Below are 20,815 nucleotides of genomic sequence, written 5' to 3'. Positions count from 1 at the left end.
TTTTTATAAATTCATTATTTTAAATTTATCCCTATATTTTATATAGGATAACTAAGTATGTATAAAAAACAACTTATTGGTGTTAAAATGGAAAGTTATATTCAAAATCTTTTTGCAGACAGAATCGGTGGCAATAACTTTGGAAAAGAAGATGTAATTTACAAATTCGAAAAAATCAAAAGAGCAAAGAATGAAGCTAAAAAGAAATACCCAAACATTGAATTAATCGATATGGGCGTAGGGGAGCCAGACGAAATGGCAGATGCAAAAGTAGTCGAAACTCTTTATGAAGAGGCAAAAAAACCTGAAAACAGGGGATACTCTGATAACGGTACGCAAGCTTTAAAAGATGAAATACCAATATATATGGAAAAGGTATTCGGTGTAAAAGGTATAAACCCAGAAACTGAAGTAATCCATTCAATAGGTTCAAAACCAGCTTTGGCTTATATTACATCGGTATTTATTAATCCAGGGGATATTACATTAATGACTACTCCGGGCTACCCTGTGACAGCAACACACACAAAATGGTATGGCGGAGAAGTTTACAACTTAGAGTTAAAAGAAGAAAACGGATTTTTACCTGATTTAAAAAGTATACCTGATGATATAAAGCAAAAAGCTAAGATTTTATACTTAAACTATCCAAATAACCCAACAGGTGCACAAGCAACAGTTGAATTTTACAAAGAAGCAATTGAATTTGCAAAAGAAAATAACATTTTAATTGTACAAGATGCAGCATATGCAGCATTAACATACGGCGAGAAACCTCTTTCATTTTTATCAGTTGAAGGGGCTAAAGACGTTGGTGTAGAAATACACAGTTTTTCAAAAGCTTACAATATGACAGGATGGAGATTAGCTTTCGTAGTAGGTAATGAGTTAATTGTAAGGGGTTTTGCAGCTGTTAAGGATAATTACGATAGCGGTCAATTTATACCTATTCAAAAAGCAGGTATTTACTGTTTAAGACATCCTGAAATTACGGAAGCTACAAGAGCTAAATATGAAAGAAGACTCCAAAAAATGGTAAATATGTTAAAAGAATTAGGTTTCAATGCACAAATGCCTGGTGGAACTTTCTATTTATACGTAAAAGCACCAATTGGAACAAAGGACGGTGCTAAATTTGCAAATGCGGAAGAATTTTCACAATATCTCATTAAAGAAAAATTAATCTCAACAGTACCCTGGGATGACGTAGGAAACTACATAAGAATGGCAGCTTGTTTCAGTGCTTTTGAAGATGGCAAACTTTCGGAAAAGAAAGAAGATGAAATCTTAAATGAAGTAAAAAGAAGATTATCTGACGTTGAATTTGTATTCTAATAAATATAATTTTAAAAATATTTATTTTTTAAAATAATTATTAAAACTAAATTAAAACTAAAAAAATTATTTTATTATTTTATATTATTATTTTATTCTATAATTGTTTTTCCATTAAATTTAAGAGCTGGAGCTATTAATTTACCCCTCTGTTCCACATTATCTAATGGAACGGCCTCTTTTAATATTTCAAATATATTTCCTGAGAGCATACCCTTTTTAACTGGTGTTTTGTCCCCTTTATTTACAATATAGCTATTGCTAATTTCTACGGAAAAGTCGCCAGTAATTGGGTTTGAGGTATGTGTACCGATTAATGAATTTACATATAGGTATTTATCTAATTCTTCAATCTTTTCAACCGGATTAATTATGATATTGGAGCTTGAAATACTTGGTAGGCTTGAATAACCTCTTGAAGCATTGCCTGTAGTTTTTACACGCTCTTTTTCATCTTTTTTAGATTCATTTTCAATATTTGCTCTTTTAATATCATATAAATAGTTTTTTAAAATTCCATCTTCTACTAAAACCGTTCTTTGACTTGGAATACCTTCATCATCAGTTTTTGAAGAGTAAAGTGCATTATCAAGCGTACTATCATCATAAATAGATATATTTTCCCCAAATATCTTTTCTCCGATTTTTCCCGCTAACATTGACCTGTTTCTTTGTACACTTTCAGCGTTAAATGCGGGTATCAACGTATACGCTAATAACGAGTATAAAGCACGAGGACTAAGAACGATATTACCTTCAAAGCTTTCTTTAATTGATTGGGTGTTTTTGAGGATATTAATCACATAATCAGAAATAATATCTACATTAAACATATTGTTTTTGGTAAGATATTCGTAAGCAGTTTCTCCATCTTTTATTCCCGAAATAGATGCAGAATAATAAGTTCCTTCTTCTTCTACATCAATACCGTTCGTATTTATAAGTCTACTATATCCATAACTTGTAGAAACTCCCCCGCCTACTGCAGTAATGTTATTTTTTTCCAATTCTTCAGCCATATAAAATACATCTTCAAGAATTTTAGACTGGTTAATTTCTCTTAATTCCTTAAAGAAAATACCTTTTGGGGTTTTATATTTTTGAGGTGATGGTATTTCCGTGTATTTATCTTTTACAAGGTTAGCCATAGCTTTATATATAATTTCGGGACTTTGGACGGTGCTGTATGCAAGACCTACTTTACCATCTTTAATTACACGCACCCCCATACCAAAACTATCGGAGGTTTCTACATTATCCAAGTGTTTGCCTTCTAATTCGGCACTAAAGTCATCATCTTTAGATATATAGATATCAGCTTCATATCCTTCTTTTTCAGCAATATTTAATATCTTATCGATTGTATTATCAATGTCATTGAAATTTTTACAAAAATTCATATTATCAAGTTTTTCCATAATCGCACCTAATTAAAATCAATTTAAAATCAATTTAAAATCAATTTATAAATATATCGTAATTCCTAATATATAGATTTTATTTAAATATTGTATATAAATCAATAATCTAAAACAATGATTTTCCCGAATGTAATAAATAATTATATATTTTATTACAAGTTATAATGAATATACGTATTAATATGGTGGATACTAATTATTTAAACTCATATATTAAATCATATATTTATACAGTCATATAATATTATTATTCATCTGAAATTTATTCATATATATTTAAATAATATACATCTCAATTATCACTTATCAGAATTTTTAAAATTCGGAGGGTGCATTATGTACAAGAATTATAAAGTGTTAACAGTTATTCCGGTAATTTTAGCACTCTTATCAGTGGTTTTCGTTTCCGTAAATGGTCTAAATCAGAGCATTGACGTTAGCGGAGGTACTGAAATAACTGTAATAGTACCTAATAACTTTGACTATAGTTCATTAGAAAAACAATATCCGAACGTGGATTTTAAAATATCAAAGTCTTCCTCTGCAGAATATTTGGATATAAAAGCGGGAACAGGCGTTGATATTAATCAATTAAGAACTTCACTGGCAACAGCTTTAAATACGGACGATTTATCAAACTTACAATATACCGAAAAGCAAATTGGTTCTACATTAAGTAGTAAATTCTGGGAACAAGGTGCATTAGCAGTTGGATTTGCGTTCTTATTTATGGCAATCGTAGTTTATGTAATCTTTAGAACACCAGTACCAAGTTTTGCGGTTATTTTGGCAGCAGCATCAGATATCGCAATTGCAATCGGTGGAATGAGCATATTCGGAATACCTATTTCAACATCTACAATAGCAGCATTATTAATGTTAATCGGTTATAGTGTCGATACGGACATTATGTTAACTACAAGAGTTTTAAAGAGAAAATCGGACACTCTTGAAGGTAGAATTAATCAATCAATGAAAACAGGAATGACAATGTCTATTACTACAATTGTGGCAATGGCCGTATTATACTTCGTAGTTTCATACATAGTTCCGGCAGCTGAAATGTTAAAGGACATTTCTGTAGTTTTATTAATTGGTTTAATAGCGGATTTAATGTTAACGTGGATAACAAACGTGGGAATATTGAGATATTACGTTACAGAACTTAAAAAATCTAAATAATGTATAACTAATGTATAATTATATAACAAATAACTCAAATAACTCAAATAACTAAAAAAAATAAAAAATAAAAAATAAAAAAATAATTTAATAAATATGCAAATAATTAGATAATACAATACCAAAATTAAATTAAATTAATAAAACTATAATTTTAATTAAGATTACCAACTTAATTGGGTTTATTTAAGTTTAGTTAATTTAATTGAGGGATATTATGAAATTATTAAAAGATAAAAAGGTTTTATTCCTATTGGTGTGTGTTTTGGCTTCTATATTAACCATCGTATTCAATGGAATATCTTTTGGAGTAGATTTAAGTGGTGGGTCTACCATAGTACTACAAACCGAAGAAACAGTTGATGACGAGGAAATGGCTGTCATTACCGAGATTTTAACCAGTAGATTGAATACAAATGGTTTAAGTGATGTGAAGGTTTATGCACGGGGTAATGACGAAATAGCCATCGAAATACCTGAAAGTGCGGACCTGGAACGTATAGAAAAAGTTATCGCACAACAAGGGGTATTTTATGCTGAAATATCCAATACAACGGCATACACTGGTAAAGACGTTGAATACGTTGAGGAACCAGGATTAACTGCAGCAGGTTATGGGGTAAGCTTTAAATTATCCACTGACGGCGCAGCTAAATTTGCAAATGTTTCATATGGAAAAGGCGGTTATACCGTAAATCTTTATTTGGATGATAAATTAATAAGTAATCCAGTACTTTCGCCAGATTTGGCAGATGGAAAATCACATCCTGACCAGGTAATTACTGTAGCAGGTAGTAATCCTACGGAAGAAGATGAAACAGAAGCTTGGGCAATATATACCGCTTTAAAATCTGGTTCATTACCTGTAAAAGTTAATATTGCATATATTAACTCAATATCTCCTACATTAGGTCAGGAATTCATAAAAAGTTCAATGATTGCAGGTATTATTGCATTTTTGGCAGTAGCTCTTGTAATCGGAATTAGATATAAAACACCTAAAATAGTTCTTCCTATCTTAATAACCGGAGCTTCTGAAGTACTCCTTATCTTGGGTTTTGCTTCAGTAATCGGCTGGAAATTAGATTTAGCAGCTATTGCAGGTATTATTGCAACTTTGGGTACAAGTGTTGACCACCAAATTGTGATAACTGATGAAACCTTGGCAGGTGAATCTAAAAAGGTTAAAAGAAGTATTCAAAGAGCATTCTTTATCATATTCGGTGCAGCAGCAACTACAATAGCAGCAATGTCTCCATTATTCTTAATGAGTATTGGTATGTTAAAAGGATTTGCAATTACAACAATTGCAGGGGTTTTATTTGGGGTATTCATCTCAAGACCTGCATTTGCAACAATCATAAGGGAATTGTTGAGAAAATATTAATGTATTGAAATATTACATAATATATTCATAATTAATTTTTAATACTTTATTTTTTAATACTTAATTTTTTAACAATCAATTTTTTAATATTAATCAATATTTTTGCAAAATAATACTTTAAATTTATTTCTTTTTTAAAACAGCAATTATTTAAGATTCCTATACGATTTTTTCGATTTAAACCTATTATTTCGTATTACTAATGTATTAATTCATCTTATTATTAAATTATAAAAACAAATTATATATATTATAAAAAATATCTTAAAAGTAGAAAAGAATTAGCTTTTATATAAATATATAAATTTAGGAATTTGAGAATTTAGGAATTTAGGAATTTAAAATTATATGTAAATTTTTGTTGACTTTTATAATGCCATAATGGGCAGTATTTATACGATACAGTACTTGTCGATTACTTGTTAGTCATTTATCGATTATTTATATAATTATTATAAATTAACCCTATATTATACAAAATAGGTTAATTTTACAATTAAGGGGAAAAAATGAATATAAAGAATCCAGAGCCAAAATTCAAATCCAAAGGAAAAATTAATATCAAAAAATGGGTAAAAAATATCGTATTTTATGGATTAGGTTTTGTAATATTGGCATATATATTTAATTGGATAGGTATTGATGATATATACCAAGTTTTATTAAAAACGAATTTCCAAATATTCGGGATTTCTATCATAGTTTATGGTTTTGCAATTTTAATGCTTATAATGAGATGGCAATATTTGCTAAAACTCAAAGGATATAACGCAAAATATACGGATTTGCTTAATTTAGTCTTAATGGGGCAATTTATAAACAATATAACTCCATCTATGAAGGGGGGTGGAGAACCTTTCCGAGCTTATTATCTTTCAAAACTTGAAGATATCCCTTATCACGTTTCTTTTTCAACAGTTATGATAGAAAGATTGCTGGATAGTGTGGTGTTTTTAACTCTTTCCCTTATAACAATCCTCTATTTCATAGTAAATGGTCTTTCTGAACAGTATACCTTAATGTTTATAATAGCGTGGATAGTTGTAATGGCACTAACTGGGTTAATATTATATGCTGCAATGAAAAAACAAATAGCCTATAAAATAGTAAAATTTGTTGCAAAAATAATCCGAAAAGTATCTAATAAAAAAATATCTGATACTCAATTATGCAGAGGGGTAGATGAGTTCCAAGATACATTGATTTTCTTTAAAACTAAGAAAAAAGGAATTGCAGTTGCAACTTTTTACTCGTTTATGTGGTGGTCTCTCGATATTTTCAAAATATATATATTCTTCATAGCAATAGGTTCTATAGCCCCACTATTTGCAGTTTCTTCGACCTATCTTGTATCATTATTGGTAGGAATAGTGCCTGCATTACCTGGGGGTTTAGGTACTTCAGATACGGTTATGATAGCAATGTATATGTTCTTTAATATTAGTCCTTCAAGTGCGGCAACGATTACGTTATTGGATAGGGCAGTTTCTTACGTTTTAGTATCCCTATTCGGGGCTATATCATTCCAATTGATTAAATCAAAATCAAAAAAATTGAAAAAGTTAAGAAAATTGAATGATAAAGATAATAACGATAATAACGATAATAAAGATAATAAAGATAATAAAGATAATAATACAAATTAATATGTTAATATAATACCTTATAACTATACTAAAACTTATAAAATATTAGATTACAATAGTAAAATTATAACTTATATTATAAATTATATTATAAATGATGAATAAACACGGTGAATAAAATATGATGTTAAATGTTAAAATTGGAAAAATAGTAAGGTCATTAGATGCTTTTAAAGGTTCAAAACCGGTAGTAAACAAGGAAGAAATGATTGCTGTACGGAGCATTTGCAGAGATTTAGAGTTCAATGATTACAATAGTATTAAAGAATATTTGGAAGCTAAGATAAAACAAAATGGATATGAATTAATGGATGAAGACGATAAACTCATAATGGTCAATAGGATAAATGAAATAATGGACGAAAAAGGCATATTTCCTGATGAAATGGGTTTTGATGCTTTAAAAGCTTCTTTTGAAAATATCGGTTGTAAATGTGATTACGCACTCGGTAAAAAAGATAATTTGATGTTAGGTATAAGTATGTGGTATAACGAAGAAGATGACCTTCATAAATTTGTGGAAGTTATGGTATTATACTAATTTAAAATAGAAAATTAAAAAAAGAGTTTATTATCCTTATTATTATTCTTAGTTATTTAATTCAATTAATTCAATTAATTCAATTAATTCTTTTAATTCTTTTGAATTATTTTTATTCTTTTAATTCGTTAACTTCTACTAAAGGTATAAATCTAACGTTATTTTCTTCCATTAACTCGTTTGCGCCATCTAATCTGTCTACAATCACAAAAACAGCTTTAACGTTTGCACCGGATTCTTTAAGTTCTTCAACTGCTTTTAATACACTTCCGCCAGTAGTAGTGACATCTTCCATAACAATTATATTATCATTAGGGTTCAGTTCACCTTCTATTTTATTTTTAGTACCATAGCTTTTAGCTTTTTTTCTAACAATCAACAAATCTTTTTCAAGTTCCAAAGAAACAGCTGTGGCAATTGAAACAGAGCCAAGTTCAACACCTGCAACTTTTAAATTTTCATATTCTCCATTTTCTTTGAATTCTTCGCATAATTCAGCTGTTAATTCAGCTACTGCTTTTAATACTTTTGGATTTGTTGTAGCTTTTTTTATATCTACATAATAATCGCTTTTTTTACCTGAAGCTAATGTAAAATCTCCAAACTTTACGCAATTAACTTCTTTAAGTAATTCAATCAATTTTGATTTTAAATCATTAGAATTCATATGCTCTCACCGTATTTGAAATTTTATTATAATTTAGCGTATTAAAATTTTACAATCAAATTTACAATTATATTTTATTAAAACTATATAATTCTAATATTTAATAATATTTAATTGCTTTAATTTTATTTCAAGGCAAAAAAACAATAAGTAATTTATATTTTAAATGAAAGATAGTAAAATGTGTACATATTATAATATACATCTTTTTGAAAATCTCGATTATTATTTATGGATGGTACACCAAACCAAATGACAAAATATATTAATTATAAAACTTTTATCAATATTTATATAATAATCACACTTAAAATTATTATTCTTTGAATTACATAAAATTTATACTAACTATTTATAACTATATCTAAGATATTATGAATATGTCAATTTGTAAAATTTAAATAACAATTTAATTTACTCAACGTGGTGATTTAATGAATTTGCCAAAGTATATAGCAATTTTAATATTGACTATAATGGTAATGGCTCCAATTTCGATGGGTTATTCGCTAAATAGCCCTCTTATCGTAGTTAATAAAGATAAAGTAGATGCAGAATATGCGGATATGCTTTTAGATAGCTATTATTCAAAAAGAGAACTTTCAGTTACTGACGATAACAAATTGAAAGTTTTAGAAACTTTAATCTATTTCGTACCTGCAATTGATGAATTCGAATTAAATGATAACTCTGAAAAACTCGAAGTTTCATTTAGTAGGGAAGGCACAACTGTAATTTATAAAGATATAGAATATAGTGAAACCCTGGATTCCGATGAAGTAGGCGACGAAGTTTCATTTATGGGTAGTAGTTATACCGTTTTAGAATCCGGCCGTGATAAAATAGTTTTAGGTAATTTAATAAATGATACCTCAGCATCAGATTCATTTACCGTGGGCGATATTACATTTAAATTATTGGCTTACACAGAAGGGGAGCTTTTAATTGATGTATTGAGAAATGGTAAAAGAGTTGAAAACTTTAAATTATTCATAGACGATGTACATAAAGTAGATGGCGAAGATATCGCTTTAAAATATGATGATATGTTAGAATCAGATAAAACAAAAATATTTTTCTTCAATGTATATAAATCATATGAATTTGAAAAAGGGGAAGATTTAGAAGGTTATTCTGATATTAGGGTTAATATAGAAGATAAAACAATCGAATTAGAACAGAGAAATGCAGATGAATTGCCTGCTAATTTCAATTTCTTGAATTATAATATACAACTTGCAGACGTTGGTTCAAATACAAGTGAAGTATTCTTCAAAGTAATTAAAAATGCAGATTATATTGCAGACCTTGAAGAAGGTTCAAAAAGTTTCGGTAATAACGTATTTGCTGTAAAAGTTGAAAATAATGAAGATGACGAGTGGGATGACCAAATATTCTTGTACAAAAACAATAAATTGCAAGATACTATCATAGACTTCCAAGGTTCAGTTAATATAATTGACCAAGATGAATTATTGATGTCAAGTGCAGATTTAATTCTTGTAGGCGGTCCCGTAGCTAACCAAGCAACAGAGAAAGTTAAAGATGGATTAATTTTCCAAGTTTCAAATGATAATCCTGGGGAAAATAAAGGTATTATTCAAAAGATAACCAATCCATTCAATAAAAACAGTGAAATCTTAGTTCTTGCAGGTTCCGATAAATACGGTACTAAAGCTTGCGTTATTGCGATGAAAAAAGGATTATATAATGGTGAATCTACAATGACAGTTGAATATGTAGATGACAGCACTGTAAAAATTTTAAACTAAATATAATTAATTATATTTAGTTATATCTAATTGTACATAAATATATAATTATTAAAATCAATTAAATTTTTTCTTTTTTTTAAATTTGTTTATAAATTAATTTATGACGTGTTTACTGTACCATACTATTCTTTTTTATATTATTTTTTTAATAGTTATGTAATTAGTTATTTACACAATCTCAAATTTATATATTATTTAAAAAATTTAGGTGAATTTATGGAATCTAACTCATTTGATTATAATAAATTGGATTTTAATAGTATCTGCGGAATAAAATTAAATGATAAAATGGATTATACGGGTGTTGAAATAGAACCATTATGGGCTTTTAAAGCTTTTGACGTCCAAAAAGATAGTATTGTAGGATTTATTGGAGCTATGGAAGTTAAAATCGCAAATATGAAAGATTTAAAAGATGTTAAAGAAGAAGCAGAATATGAAGTTCCAATTTCTTCCAAACGAGCGATAAACTTTATTGTGGAACATTTTGATAATAATGATTTAAAAACTACTTATTTAAGGCAAAGAATGCTTGTAAATATCGTAAAAGAAGTAATTGAACTAAAAGCCGGTATTAAAATATTAAAAACAGGGGATGACTTATACTACAATGGTAAAAAATTATCTGTATGTATTGCTTGTAAAGGTATTACCTCAGGTAAAATTCATCTTGGTATCAATATTACATCAGAAGGTACGCCAGAACACGTTTCAGCAATTGGTTTATTAGAAATGGGTGTGTCTGAAAGCGATTTAACTGATATTTTAGAAAGTATACTTACTGAATACTGTACTGAAATTGATAAAATAGAACGAGATATTAGAAAAACATTACCATTAATTTAATTACAATTTTATTATTACAATTTTATTATTACTATTTTTAATTATTTTTATATTTGAATTAATTTATTATTTTAAAAAAATAAAATATAGGTATATTATTTAACTAATTTAACAAATGAATATACTTTTTGCATATTTTTATCGATTATTTCATCGATTTCAGCTTCTAAATTACCTAAACAACTTACAGTAAGTGCAGGCGTGTTTACTTCTCTTAAGAATTTTCTAACGTCTTTTTCGTGGAATACAATTCCTTCAAAATACTCTAAGTTTGGAACTGAGTATAATACGCCATCTAATTCTTTAATTTCTATGCAACTGTCCATTATTACATCAACAGTAAGTGTCATAGTACCGGAAGTTTTTGAGATTTTTGAAGAACGGAAAGTCTTCAATGAACCTTTTTTATGCCCCACACATAATCTTTTATGTGTATTATCTGCTTCCATTAGCTCTTTATCAAATGAACTTTTTGGGTCTTCGATTATTAACACTTTGGGGTCAAAATCTTTTAACATATTAGGGTCTACACCACCCAATCCTGTGACATCAATGATTAAATCCGGATTTATTTCTTTATCTTTGTTATTCCTAAGTTTTAACATAAAAGTGTTTAAATCCATAAATTTTATTCCATTTCCTGTGACTATATCTTCCAAATGAGGCTGTGAATCAATTAATATTACTTCTCCACAATCTGCTTTTAATGTATTTGCAATATAATTGCCCGATAAGTAAGCACCAAATATAATTGCTTGTTCGAATTCTTCGCCTTCCAAATAATATTTTATTGCATTAGCCTTTTTTTCAGCAATCTTTTTTATAATATCTCTAACTTTGACTTTTGATTCGATTGTTTTAACGTTTTCAGTAATACCATACTTCATAGTTCCACCATTATCCCAATTTTTTTGAGTGCTTGTAAAAGTTCAAACTCCATTTTATGTTCGATACTTTCTTTATGGATTATTGATGAGGGAGACATAGCACCTGTAAGAATTCGTCCTTTGCCATCCATTAATAATAGTAAAGAGCCAGAACCTGCGATTCCTAATCTACCACGAGCTATAATTAAATCTGCATCTGTAATATCAACTGCAATTAATCCTTTAGTTAATGCAGGCATCCGTGTTAAATCTGCTGAATTTGTGCAGATATCTAACATTTCAATGTTAACATTATTTTGATTATTGTCATTACAGTGATTATCTAAAACTTTCAAAATAATATTTTTTACTACTTTAAATTTCTTTCCATTGGAAGTTGCAACTACAATTTTTTTAGAATTTTTGATGACATTTTGAATGGCTTCAATTTCCTCAATTTGGTCGCCATTTCTACAATTTTCTAATGAATGAATATATGAATTTTTAATTATTTTATTGACCTTTTCCACGATATCCCCATAATTTAAAATATTGTAATGAAAAATAGATAATTAATTAAAAGAAAAATAGATTAAGTATTATTCTTTTTTACAGGCGCTATTTTTATTATTTTTATTATTAATAATGTTTTATTATTATTGGTATTATTATTAGTATTATTTAACTGATTTAACTCTTGAATTTCTTATCCAATCTAAGTCGTTTTTATGGAGTTCTCTAATATCTTTTAATTCTAATATCATCATAACTAATCTACTTAAACCGATACCCCAAGCTAAAACTGGTTTTTTAATCCCGAAAGGCTCTAATACTTCAGGTCTGAATATACCTGCACCGAGCAATTCCATCCAACCTTTGCCCTCGACATAAACTTCTGCTTCAAGAGACGGCTCTGTAAATGGGAAGTATGCGGGTCTGATTCTTACCTTTTCAAATCCTAATTTGTTTAAGAATTCTGACAATAAACCAACTAAGTTGTCAAAATTCACATTGTCGTCCATTACAATACCTTCACATTGATAGAATTCTGGTAAGTGCTTATAATCGATAGCTTCGTTTCTAAACACCCTATCAATACAGAATATCTTATGGGGTTTTTCTTTTTCTTCTTCACTCAACGATGCTAAGTATTTAATAGACGAAACGGTTGTATGTGTCCTTAATACTACTTTTTTAGATACATCTTCACTGAATACATAGCCCCAACCTTTAGAAATCTGCTCATCTCCTACAATACCAGATTCGTGTATTGATTTAAGCTTTTGAAGTAATTCTTCGTTAACTTCCCCTTTATTCGGATATTTTAAAAAGAATGTATCTTGCATATCTCTTGCAGGGTGGTCTTGAGGTTCAAACAATGAATCAAAGTTCCAGAATTCAGTTTGCACAGCGGAAGTTTTAACTTCTTTGAATCCAATTGATACAAGAATATCTTTAACATCGTCAATAATTTTAGCCATTGGGTGCGGTTTAGCAGGATACACTTTTTCAGTAGGAATAGTTGCATCATAAGCTCTTATATCACATTCTTTCCATTTTCCGCTTAATATATCTTCTTTTGTCAATTGAGTGATTTCTTCTTTAATTTCAATAGGATTTTTAATATATTCAATACCTTCCGATGTTAATTTTAATTCCCTATTTTTGATTTCTTTTACTTCAATTAATCCTCTTTTTTTCAAAGAATCAACTATTTTTTTATCTTCTTTGCTTAATTCAGAAATGTCAAGTCCTTCATCTAAATTTGCAAGTTTTGAGATTAAATTTTCTTCTTCATCTTCGTAATCTAAATTTTTAAAGACAATATTTCCTTTATCAATTGTTATTAAGTTCTTTTTCTTTAAATTACCTAATAATGGATTTATTTCGCCTTTTTCAAGACTTTCAACTTTAGAAAGGTCTTTTATACCAATACTTTCAATATTATTGTCTAATATATATTTTGAAAGTCTTCTTTCGGGCAATTGTTTTTCATTTGCTTCTAAACCTTCTGAACTGAGTTTTACAAGTTTTTTACTCTCTTCGAGTACTTCTGCAAGACTGTGCCCTGTAAGCCATAAACTTGCTCTCATAATTTTTTCTTTTTCTATTTCTTGAGAAATTTCATCAAAATTAAGTGTACTCTTTTCAAATTTTTGAAATATTTGTAATATTCTTTTTTCATCATTGTGAAGCTCTATATCCATAAACATAATTTCACCTGTAATTATAATTGATAACTTATTTTTAACGATATTCACTATTTATATTCAATATTGATATAAAATATAAATAATCATGTATTTTGAATATTATAATTATCATAGCAATATACTATTTAATAATTTATAAAAGATTTTATACTCGTTGAAATAAAACATATTTAAATAATTAATGGGGCTATTAAAATTATTAGTTGTGATTATATAATTATATATATTTATTGAATATAGGTTTATTGAATATAAATTATAAATTATAAATTATAACTTGTAGATTATGAATTATATCTTAAATTGTTATTATTTTTAAAATATTTTAAAATATAACACATATTACATTTCTAATGAATTTGATGATTTAATGAATTTGGTGGATTATGGAAAAAGACGAAAAAAACATGGATAACAAAAGCAGGGAATTTGCAAGTTATGAAGAACTAAAATGTAAGGCATCCAATCTGGCAAAAAATATAGATTTTACTGCAAAAATGGGGGATATAAACATTATACGAAAAAAAGGTTTTCCCATATCTCAATATGGAGTTTATACAAAGTCTAAAAGTCCAAAAACATTTAAAATACCTGTGGATGCTGGTTTCTCTTGCCCCAATAAAGATGGTACTTTAGATGATAAAGGCTGTATTTACTGTCCTAAAATGGGTCGACCCATTTCTGTAGAGTATTGCAACCGAAAATACAGCCTAAAGGAGCAGATAGAATTTCAATTAAATGAACATAGTCGAAAAGGTATTACTAACTTTTACGTTTATTTTTATCCTGCAACTAATACCTATGATACTCCAGAAAATTTAAAAAAGTTATGGGATTTTGCTTTATCATACAATACAGTAATAGGTTTATCAATTGGTACAAGGCCCGACTGTTTAGAAGTGGAAAAATTGGATATTTTGGAAACTTATGTAAAACAAGGTTATGACATTTGGATTGACTTAGGGGTTCAATCTTTACAGGATAAAACATTAGACTTGCTTAATAGGAAACACAATGCAACGGATACCTTAAATGCCATTAAAAACTGTAAAGAACGAGGTATTAAAGTTTGTGGTCATATTATTTTGGGATTACCTGGTGAAACAAAAAAAGAAATGAGGGAAACTGCAGAATTACTTTCTTTAATAAAAATAGATGCTTTAAAAATCTATCCTCTCGTAGTTATCGAGAATACAAAACTCGAAGAAATGTATTGGAATGCAGAATATAAATCGCTTGATAAAATACAGTATGTGGGCTTAGTAATAGACTTTTTAGAAAATATATCTCCTCAGATATTAATTCAAAGAATTTCAAAAGATAAAGTTCCAAATGAGATAAAAATATCTCCAGAGTGGGATTTAGGACGTTTGAAAATATTAAATGAAGTTTCAAATAATTTAAAAAGTAGAAAATCGTTTCAAGGTTCAAAATTTAATATATAAAAAAATAAAATAATATGTCTTTATAAATGTTATTTTTATATTTCTTATATCTTTGAAGCAGCAATTTCCACTGCTTTTAAATAATCTGTAGATTCTGTAATAACAACAGCTACGGGTATACGTACCAGCTTTTCAACACACGCACTGACTATTGGGGCGCATACAATCGCTTTTACTCCATCACGTTCCGCACTAACTGCAGATATAAGACATTCTTCAAGTGTATTTGAAGGATATTCTTTAATAGCATATGTTTTATTGTCAAATTCGATAGTTTTTTGAGTAAGTTTGTTAAGAGATGACCTTGCTGCAATAATTGCTATTCTATCGCCTAATTCATCATCTTTTTCAAATTCTTTAATAACTTTAATAATTTTTTGGAGCGTGGAAACTCTAAAATCTTTTTTATTCATAACTTTGTATAATGTACTGTAAGGTATTTCAGAATGGTCTGAAAATTCTTTTAATGAAATATTCAATTCCAATAATATCTTTTTAAATTCATCGGTAAACTTTTCCGAACCTAAACTTAATAAAAGCCTTTCATATGCCTTCATAGCACTCACGTCACATATATTATATTTATTTGAATTTAATATTATATAAACACCCAATTTATTTAATATTATATACTTTATCTTGTAATATAAATTATTCTATCAAATAATTCTAATATTAAAAATTTATAATATTATTTAATAGCTTATTAACTAATTTATTAGGCATTACTAATATAAAACTGTTATTTTTTAATTATATGCTATTAATTTATTTGATATATCCATTTATTTTTTTAATTACTTTTCAGTTAACAAATTAATCACGGATAAATTTAAAAAATAAATGTTTAAAAAGAGTTTTATGATATTTAAAAAAGGAAAATGAGAAGTTCAAATAATGATACATAATGATACATTATACGATGTAGTCAATTCCTAATGAACTTTTTGATTGTACCTGTTTTTTAGGGAGTATTCTCTGTGGTAATTTACCGCCACCTAATATGTTAGGTGATTTTACACCAGTAATAATTGCCATAACTCTAATTGCTCCGTCCATAGTACTATCTAATCTCGCACCCCATATAACATTAGCTTCTACATCCATACTACTGGTTATTCCTTCACCAATTCTGTTTGCTTCACCTAATGTTAAATCAGGACCTCCGGTAATGTGAATAATAGCTCCAGTAGCTCCTTTGTAATCAATGTCTAATAATGGACACTGTAAAGCATCTTTAACTACTTTTTCTACCCTATCGCCTTTGGAATCACTATCTACTTCACCTACACCAATCATTGCGACACCGCCGTTTGTCATAACAGCTTTTACGTCAGCATAATCGATGTTTATCATACTTTTGGTTGATATGGTTTCTGTAATACCTTTAACTGATTGAGCGATAATTTCATCAGCTACTCTAAAAGCTTCGTTCATAGGTAAGTTTGGAACAAAGTCAACTAATCTGTTGTTGTCTATTACAATAACGGTATCACAACATTCTGTTAATCTTTTAAGACCTTCGTCAGCTTTTTTAAGTCTTGCTCTTTCAATTTTGAATGGATATGTTACAACACCGATTACAACAGCACCGCTTTCTTTTGCTACTTCTGCAACAATTGGGGCTGAACCTGTACCTGTACCTCCACCCATACCTGCAGAAACAAATACTAAATCTGCGTTTTTCAAAACATCTTCAAGAACGTTTTTGGCTAATTCTGCGGATTTCCTACCTATTTCCGGGTATCCTCCTGCACCTAAACCTCTTGTTAATGTAGAACCTATTAATATGGTTTTATCAGCTTTTATGTGTTCTAAATGTTGTTTATCCGTATTTAATGCAATAGTTTCAGCACCTTCAATTCCTATTTCCGTAAGTCTTGAAATTGTGTTGTTTCCTGCACCACCACATCCCACTACGATAATTTTGGCGTTCCCAAAATCATCTTTAGACATTTGAGCCTGGTATAATTCTTCATTGTTTTTAGAAAGTGCATCTTTAACAAGTCTCATAGTAATCCTCCAAAGGCAAATCTCAAATAAAATCGATAGATTATAATAAAATATAGATAATATCTATAAATTTTCATATTATATATTATTTTTTATATGTAATTTGATATATACACATATTTTTTTAATTATTCTATTTATTATATCTTATATTCAATATTAGAATATATTTATTTGTATTTTTTAATGCCATGCCCATATGACATATTATATACATTATTTAGTCGTTATTTAAAATTTAATATATCGGTTATTTCCTTTTTGTACTTATTTTTAAATTTGGGGGTTGTATTTAAATTTTTAGTATTCTGTTAATATTAATTTGAGTATATGTTTATAATTATTAATGCTATATAAATAATAAGATTTAATAGTTATATAAATTTTACTTATTGAAAATAATTAGATTATTAAATAGCTTATTAAATTGTCGAATTAATATGTTTTAACTTATTTTTTTAATAAATTTTCCTCAAAGATACTCAATTCGAATTTTATTATAAATATTAAATAAATAGTAAACTATATAAGATAGAAGAAGTTATTTAGTATTGGCTAGGCTGGGAGGTTAGGCGTCTCCTGTAATTCGAAATCGCCTTTGCGGAAGCCGAAAACTTGGGGGCGGCATTAGTTCCCAAATTTCATTCTTAATTAATATGTAGACGTTTCGTCCTTTGGGGTAAGATGGTAAGGGACCCTCTTTCTTATGAAAGAGTCAAACCCTTTTTGTATTTCGAAACCCGCCAGGTCCGGAAGGGAGCAACGGTAGAATTTACTTCGACGCTCAAAGGGTAGCGGAGCTGAGTATTGATTAAGGTAAAATGGAATTTGGTGCTTTTGTCCACCCCAAGGATGCCACTTTTTATTTTATGAGATTTTAATCAATTTTATTTACTATTTTGTTAGTTTAATTCATTTTCATATATTATTTTTAGTTTTATATTTTTAGATATCCACTAAAAATAGGGCTCTATTATAACATAAAATTTTAAGATATTATTAATAATTATTGCGACATAATTAAAAAATAAGCATATTATTTTTAAAAAATTTAATATTTTTTCAAGATTTTAAGAGAAAATTTCAATAGTAATATATATTATTACAACTTATGTATATGGCACAAAAGTAGGAAATGTTAACTAATCACTCCAACATTGAATTCTCCATATAGTTAATTAGAGTACTATTATAACAAATATACAAACTCCACAAAAAATGAAATAATCAGATTTTAAAATTTAATCCAACTCTAAATTGTAAAATCGCTTTAATTCACGAATATATGATTTATTACTCAATATAATCATTTTTAATAATTATATATCTTATAATTACTATTTTTTTTAAAGTTTTAATTATCAACATTTATTTAAAAAAATGAATAAGCTTTTTTCATCGAGTAATCTTATATTAACCAAATTTTAACCGATTTTTTATTTTTTTATTTTTTTAGTTTTATCATAACGTATATAAAGGATATATCATATATTTTGAAAAGTAGATTTATAATGATTAAATACTGTAGATATTGAATAGTACAAATAGTACATATTGTCATCATCCGTAGACTGTTGATATGTTATTTAATCGTGATTTAAATTTACAATGAGTTGGAATAAGTTTAATTATTAAAAAAATACTAATCGATAATTAATTATAACTAGTTAGTAAATAACCGCATATGTTTATTAAGAAAGGATAATCTTATAAACACTTAAAAACTTTTAAACACTATATAAGTATAAAGTTATAAAAATAAGTTATAAAAATTTAATTTATAATTTATATTTATAATGTATTTTCTAATTTAGCCAATACTAAATGTGTAATAGAACTAATAAATTGAATTTTAATTGTTAAATCGGGGGATTGACAATATATTGCGAGATTTGTTTATTATATTGTGGAGATATTAAACATATCCGTGAATTTCAGTTTATTAGTTTTTATTTCATTTCATTTTTGAAGTTGCTAAATAGTAAAATAGCAATAGCAATAATTGTTTAAATTTTTAAAATGTTTTCTGATTTTCTGATTTTAATGAGTTTATTTTAATTTGCGATTTTGTTGCTAACGATATTTTAATGTTGGAGTGAAGTGGTATTATGTTAGACGTTTTTATGTCTTTTATGGGCGAATTAAATAGTATTGTATGGGGACCTTATATGCTTACTTTGTTGGTAGGTACAGGTGTAATCCTTACAATTCTTTTAAAAGGTTATCAATTTATACAATTACCTTACGCTTTTAAGTTAATGTTTAAAAAATCCGATAAAAAAGTTGAAGGGGATATTTCTCCATTTCAGGCTTTAACCACAGCTTTATCAGCTACAATCGGTACTGGTAATATTGTGGGTGTGGCTACTGCATTTACACTTGGTGGTCCTGGTGCTATTTTCTGGATGTGGATTGCTGCGTTATTTGGTATGGCTACAAAATACGCTGAGGCAGTTTTAGCTGTTAAGTACAGAATTACTGACGATGCTGGCGAAATGGCAGGAGGTCCAATGTACTACATTGAGAAAGGTGCAGGTATTAAATGGTTAGCTGTTTTATTTGCTTTCTTTGGAGCTTTCGCAGCATTCGGTATTGGTAATGTAGCGCAGGTTAACTCAATTGCTTCCGCATTATCACCATTAGGTATTGAACCATTATATATCGGTATAATGATAGCAGTTTTAGTTGCCGCAGTTACTATGGGCGGTATTAAGTCAATCGGTAGAGTTACTTCATATATTGTTCCATTTATGGCAGTATTCTATTTCTTAACTGGTGCAGCTGTTTTAATATTAAATGCACAGTATATACTCCCAGCTTTATCTTATATTGTAAACGATGCTTTCACAGGTACGGCAGTTGCAGGTGGTGCAATTGGTACTGTAATGAGATATGGGGTTGCAAGAGGTGTATTTTCAAATGAGGCAGGTTTAGGTAGTGCTCCGATTGCAGCGGCAGCGGCTAAAACAGACCACCCTGGAAGACAGGGTTTAATTTCAATGACTGGTACATTTATAGACACCATAATCATATGTTCAATTACGGGATTAGCTTTAACAATTGCTACACTAAAATCAGGTCTTTTAACAAGTGGTTTAGAAGGTGCACAGCTTACAATGGCAGCATTTGATTCATTATTACCAAACAGTGGTTGGATTGTTATGATTGCATTACCATTCTTTGCATACACCACAATCTTAGGTTGGACTTACTACGGTGAAAAATGTTTGGAATACTTAATCGGTAGCTCAAAAATAGCACATATATACAGAATAATTTTTGTATTGGTTGTTATTTGGGGTTCAACAGCTGACTTAAAACTTGTTTGGGATATTGCAGATACTTTAAACGGTGCAATGGCTATACCTAACTTAATTGGTATTTTATTGCTCTTAAAAGTTGTAGTATCTGAAACAAAAGATTTCCAAAAAATTAAAAAAGCAGAAACAACTCAAGAATAAGTTTTGATGCTAAATTA

The 20,815-nt window shown here is 28.4% G+C and carries 16 protein-coding genes and 1 other RNA gene; 10 read left to right on the top strand and 7 right to left on the bottom strand.

The features are described 5' to 3' along the window. The first annotated feature begins 87 nt into the window (after positions 1 to 87). On the top strand, positions 88 to 1,335 hold the full coding sequence (locus J3E06_RS01130) for an LL-diaminopimelate aminotransferase (RefSeq protein WP_013180481.1): 1,248 nt from the start codon (positions 88 to 90) through the stop codon (positions 1,333 to 1,335). 92 nt (positions 1,336 to 1,427) lie between these two features. On the opposite strand, the gene J3E06_RS01125 is transcribed toward J3E06_RS01130, so the two are convergent. Then, the gene (locus J3E06_RS01125; protein ID WP_013180480.1) at positions 1,428 to 2,753 is read right to left on the bottom strand and encodes a TldD/PmbA family protein; all 1,326 of its coding nucleotides are present in this window, start codon (positions 2,751 to 2,753) and stop codon (positions 1,428 to 1,430) included. 339 nt (positions 2,754 to 3,092) lie between these two features. On the opposite strand from J3E06_RS01125, the gene J3E06_RS01120 reads away from it, so the two are divergent. The 4 genes from J3E06_RS01120 (at position 3,093) to J3E06_RS01105 (ending at position 7,512) form a co-directional block, all read left to right on the top strand. Further along, entirely contained in the window at positions 3,093 to 3,938 is an 846-nt protein-coding gene (locus tag J3E06_RS01120) for a protein translocase subunit SecF (RefSeq protein WP_013180479.1), read from the top strand. 217 nt (positions 3,939 to 4,155) lie between these two features. Continuing rightward, a complete protein-coding gene (locus J3E06_RS01115; protein WP_013180478.1) occupies positions 4,156 to 5,325 on the top strand; it encodes a preprotein translocase subunit SecD in 1,170 nt (389 codons plus the stop codon). Between the two features lie 509 nt (positions 5,326 to 5,834). Continuing rightward, entirely contained in the window at positions 5,835 to 6,971 is a 1,137-nt protein-coding gene (locus J3E06_RS01110) for a flippase-like domain-containing protein (protein ID WP_013180477.1), read from the top strand. A gap of 121 nt (positions 6,972 to 7,092) precedes the next feature. Further along, the gene (locus J3E06_RS01105) at positions 7,093 to 7,512 is read left to right on the top strand and encodes a DUF2120 family protein (RefSeq protein WP_013180476.1); all 420 of its coding nucleotides are present in this window, start codon (positions 7,093 to 7,095) and stop codon (positions 7,510 to 7,512) included. A 112-nt stretch (positions 7,513 to 7,624) separates the two neighbouring features. Here the strand turns inward: J3E06_RS01105 and pyrE are convergent, their stop codons facing one another. Further along, positions 7,625 to 8,179: an orotate phosphoribosyltransferase gene (gene pyrE, locus J3E06_RS01100; protein WP_013180475.1), complete on the bottom strand. Its 555-nt coding sequence runs from the start codon at positions 8,177 to 8,179 to the stop codon at positions 7,625 to 7,627. 434 nt (positions 8,180 to 8,613) lie between these two features. On the opposite strand from pyrE, the gene J3E06_RS01095 reads away from it, so the two are divergent. Together J3E06_RS01095 and J3E06_RS01090 are read left to right on the top strand one after the other, a co-directional pair. After that, positions 8,614 to 9,951 (top strand): hypothetical protein, encoded by a 1,338-nt coding sequence (locus tag J3E06_RS01095; RefSeq protein WP_013180474.1) that lies wholly within the window; start codon positions 8,614 to 8,616, stop codon positions 9,949 to 9,951. Between the two features lie 219 nt (positions 9,952 to 10,170). Continuing rightward, complete coding sequence (locus J3E06_RS01090; protein WP_013180473.1) at positions 10,171 to 10,800, top strand: DUF366 family protein; 630 nt, start codon at positions 10,171 to 10,173, stop codon at positions 10,798 to 10,800. Between the two features lie 95 nt (positions 10,801 to 10,895). Here the strand turns inward: J3E06_RS01090 and J3E06_RS01085 are convergent, their stop codons facing one another. The 3 genes from J3E06_RS01085 to J3E06_RS01075 all read right to left on the bottom strand — a co-directional run bounded on the left by J3E06_RS01085 (position 10,896) and on the right by J3E06_RS01075 (position 13,867). Further along, entirely contained in the window at positions 10,896 to 11,687 is a 792-nt protein-coding gene (locus tag J3E06_RS01085) for a DUF1188 domain-containing protein (RefSeq protein ID WP_013180472.1), read from the bottom strand. Next, positions 11,684 to 12,196 carry a DUF3236 domain-containing protein gene (locus J3E06_RS01080; RefSeq protein WP_013180471.1) on the bottom strand — a complete coding sequence of 171 codons (513 nt, stop codon included), beginning with the start codon at positions 12,194 to 12,196 and terminating at the stop codon, positions 11,684 to 11,686. The genes J3E06_RS01085 and J3E06_RS01080 overlap by 4 nt, the downstream gene beginning before the upstream one ends. 147 nt (positions 12,197 to 12,343) lie before the next feature. Further along, on the bottom strand, positions 12,344 to 13,867 hold the full coding sequence (locus J3E06_RS01075) for a phenylalanine--tRNA ligase subunit alpha (protein ID WP_198003569.1): 1,524 nt from the start codon (positions 13,865 to 13,867) through the stop codon (positions 12,344 to 12,346). 509 nt (positions 13,868 to 14,376) lie between these two features. On the opposite strand from J3E06_RS01075, the gene J3E06_RS01070 reads away from it, so the two are divergent. Then, on the top strand, positions 14,377 to 15,324 hold the full coding sequence (locus tag J3E06_RS01070) for a TIGR01212 family radical SAM protein (RefSeq protein WP_157209450.1): 948 nt from the start codon (positions 14,377 to 14,379) through the stop codon (positions 15,322 to 15,324). A gap of 44 nt (positions 15,325 to 15,368) precedes the next feature. On the opposite strand, the gene J3E06_RS01065 is transcribed toward J3E06_RS01070, so the two are convergent. Both J3E06_RS01065 and ftsZ read right to left on the bottom strand, forming a co-directional pair. Then, entirely contained in the window at positions 15,369 to 15,881 is a 513-nt protein-coding gene (locus J3E06_RS01065) for a helix-turn-helix domain-containing protein (protein WP_013180468.1), read from the bottom strand. 358 nt (positions 15,882 to 16,239) lie between these two features. Then, a complete protein-coding gene (ftsZ, locus tag J3E06_RS01060) occupies positions 16,240 to 17,337 on the bottom strand; it encodes a cell division protein FtsZ (protein WP_013180467.1) in 1,098 nt (365 codons plus the stop codon). A 548-nt stretch (positions 17,338 to 17,885) separates the two neighbouring features. On the opposite strand from ftsZ, the gene ffs reads away from it, so the two are divergent. Further along, positions 17,886 to 18,199: signal recognition particle sRNA (gene ffs, locus J3E06_RS01055), an RNA gene on the top strand. A 1,246-nt stretch (positions 18,200 to 19,445) separates the two neighbouring features. Next, positions 19,446 to 20,798 (top strand): alanine/glycine:cation symporter family protein, encoded by a 1,353-nt coding sequence (locus J3E06_RS01050; protein ID WP_013180466.1) that lies wholly within the window; start codon positions 19,446 to 19,448, stop codon positions 20,796 to 20,798. The last annotated feature ends 17 nt before the right edge of the window (positions 20,799 to 20,815 follow it).

Source organism: Methanococcus voltae (genome assembly GCF_024807655.1).
In the GTDB taxonomy this organism is placed as follows: Archaea; AGJL01; Methanococci; order Methanococcales; family Methanococcaceae; genus Methanococcus; species Methanococcus voltae_D.
The sequence above is the reverse complement of the archived record's forward strand: the minus strand, read 5'-3'. Positions and strand labels throughout refer to the sequence as shown.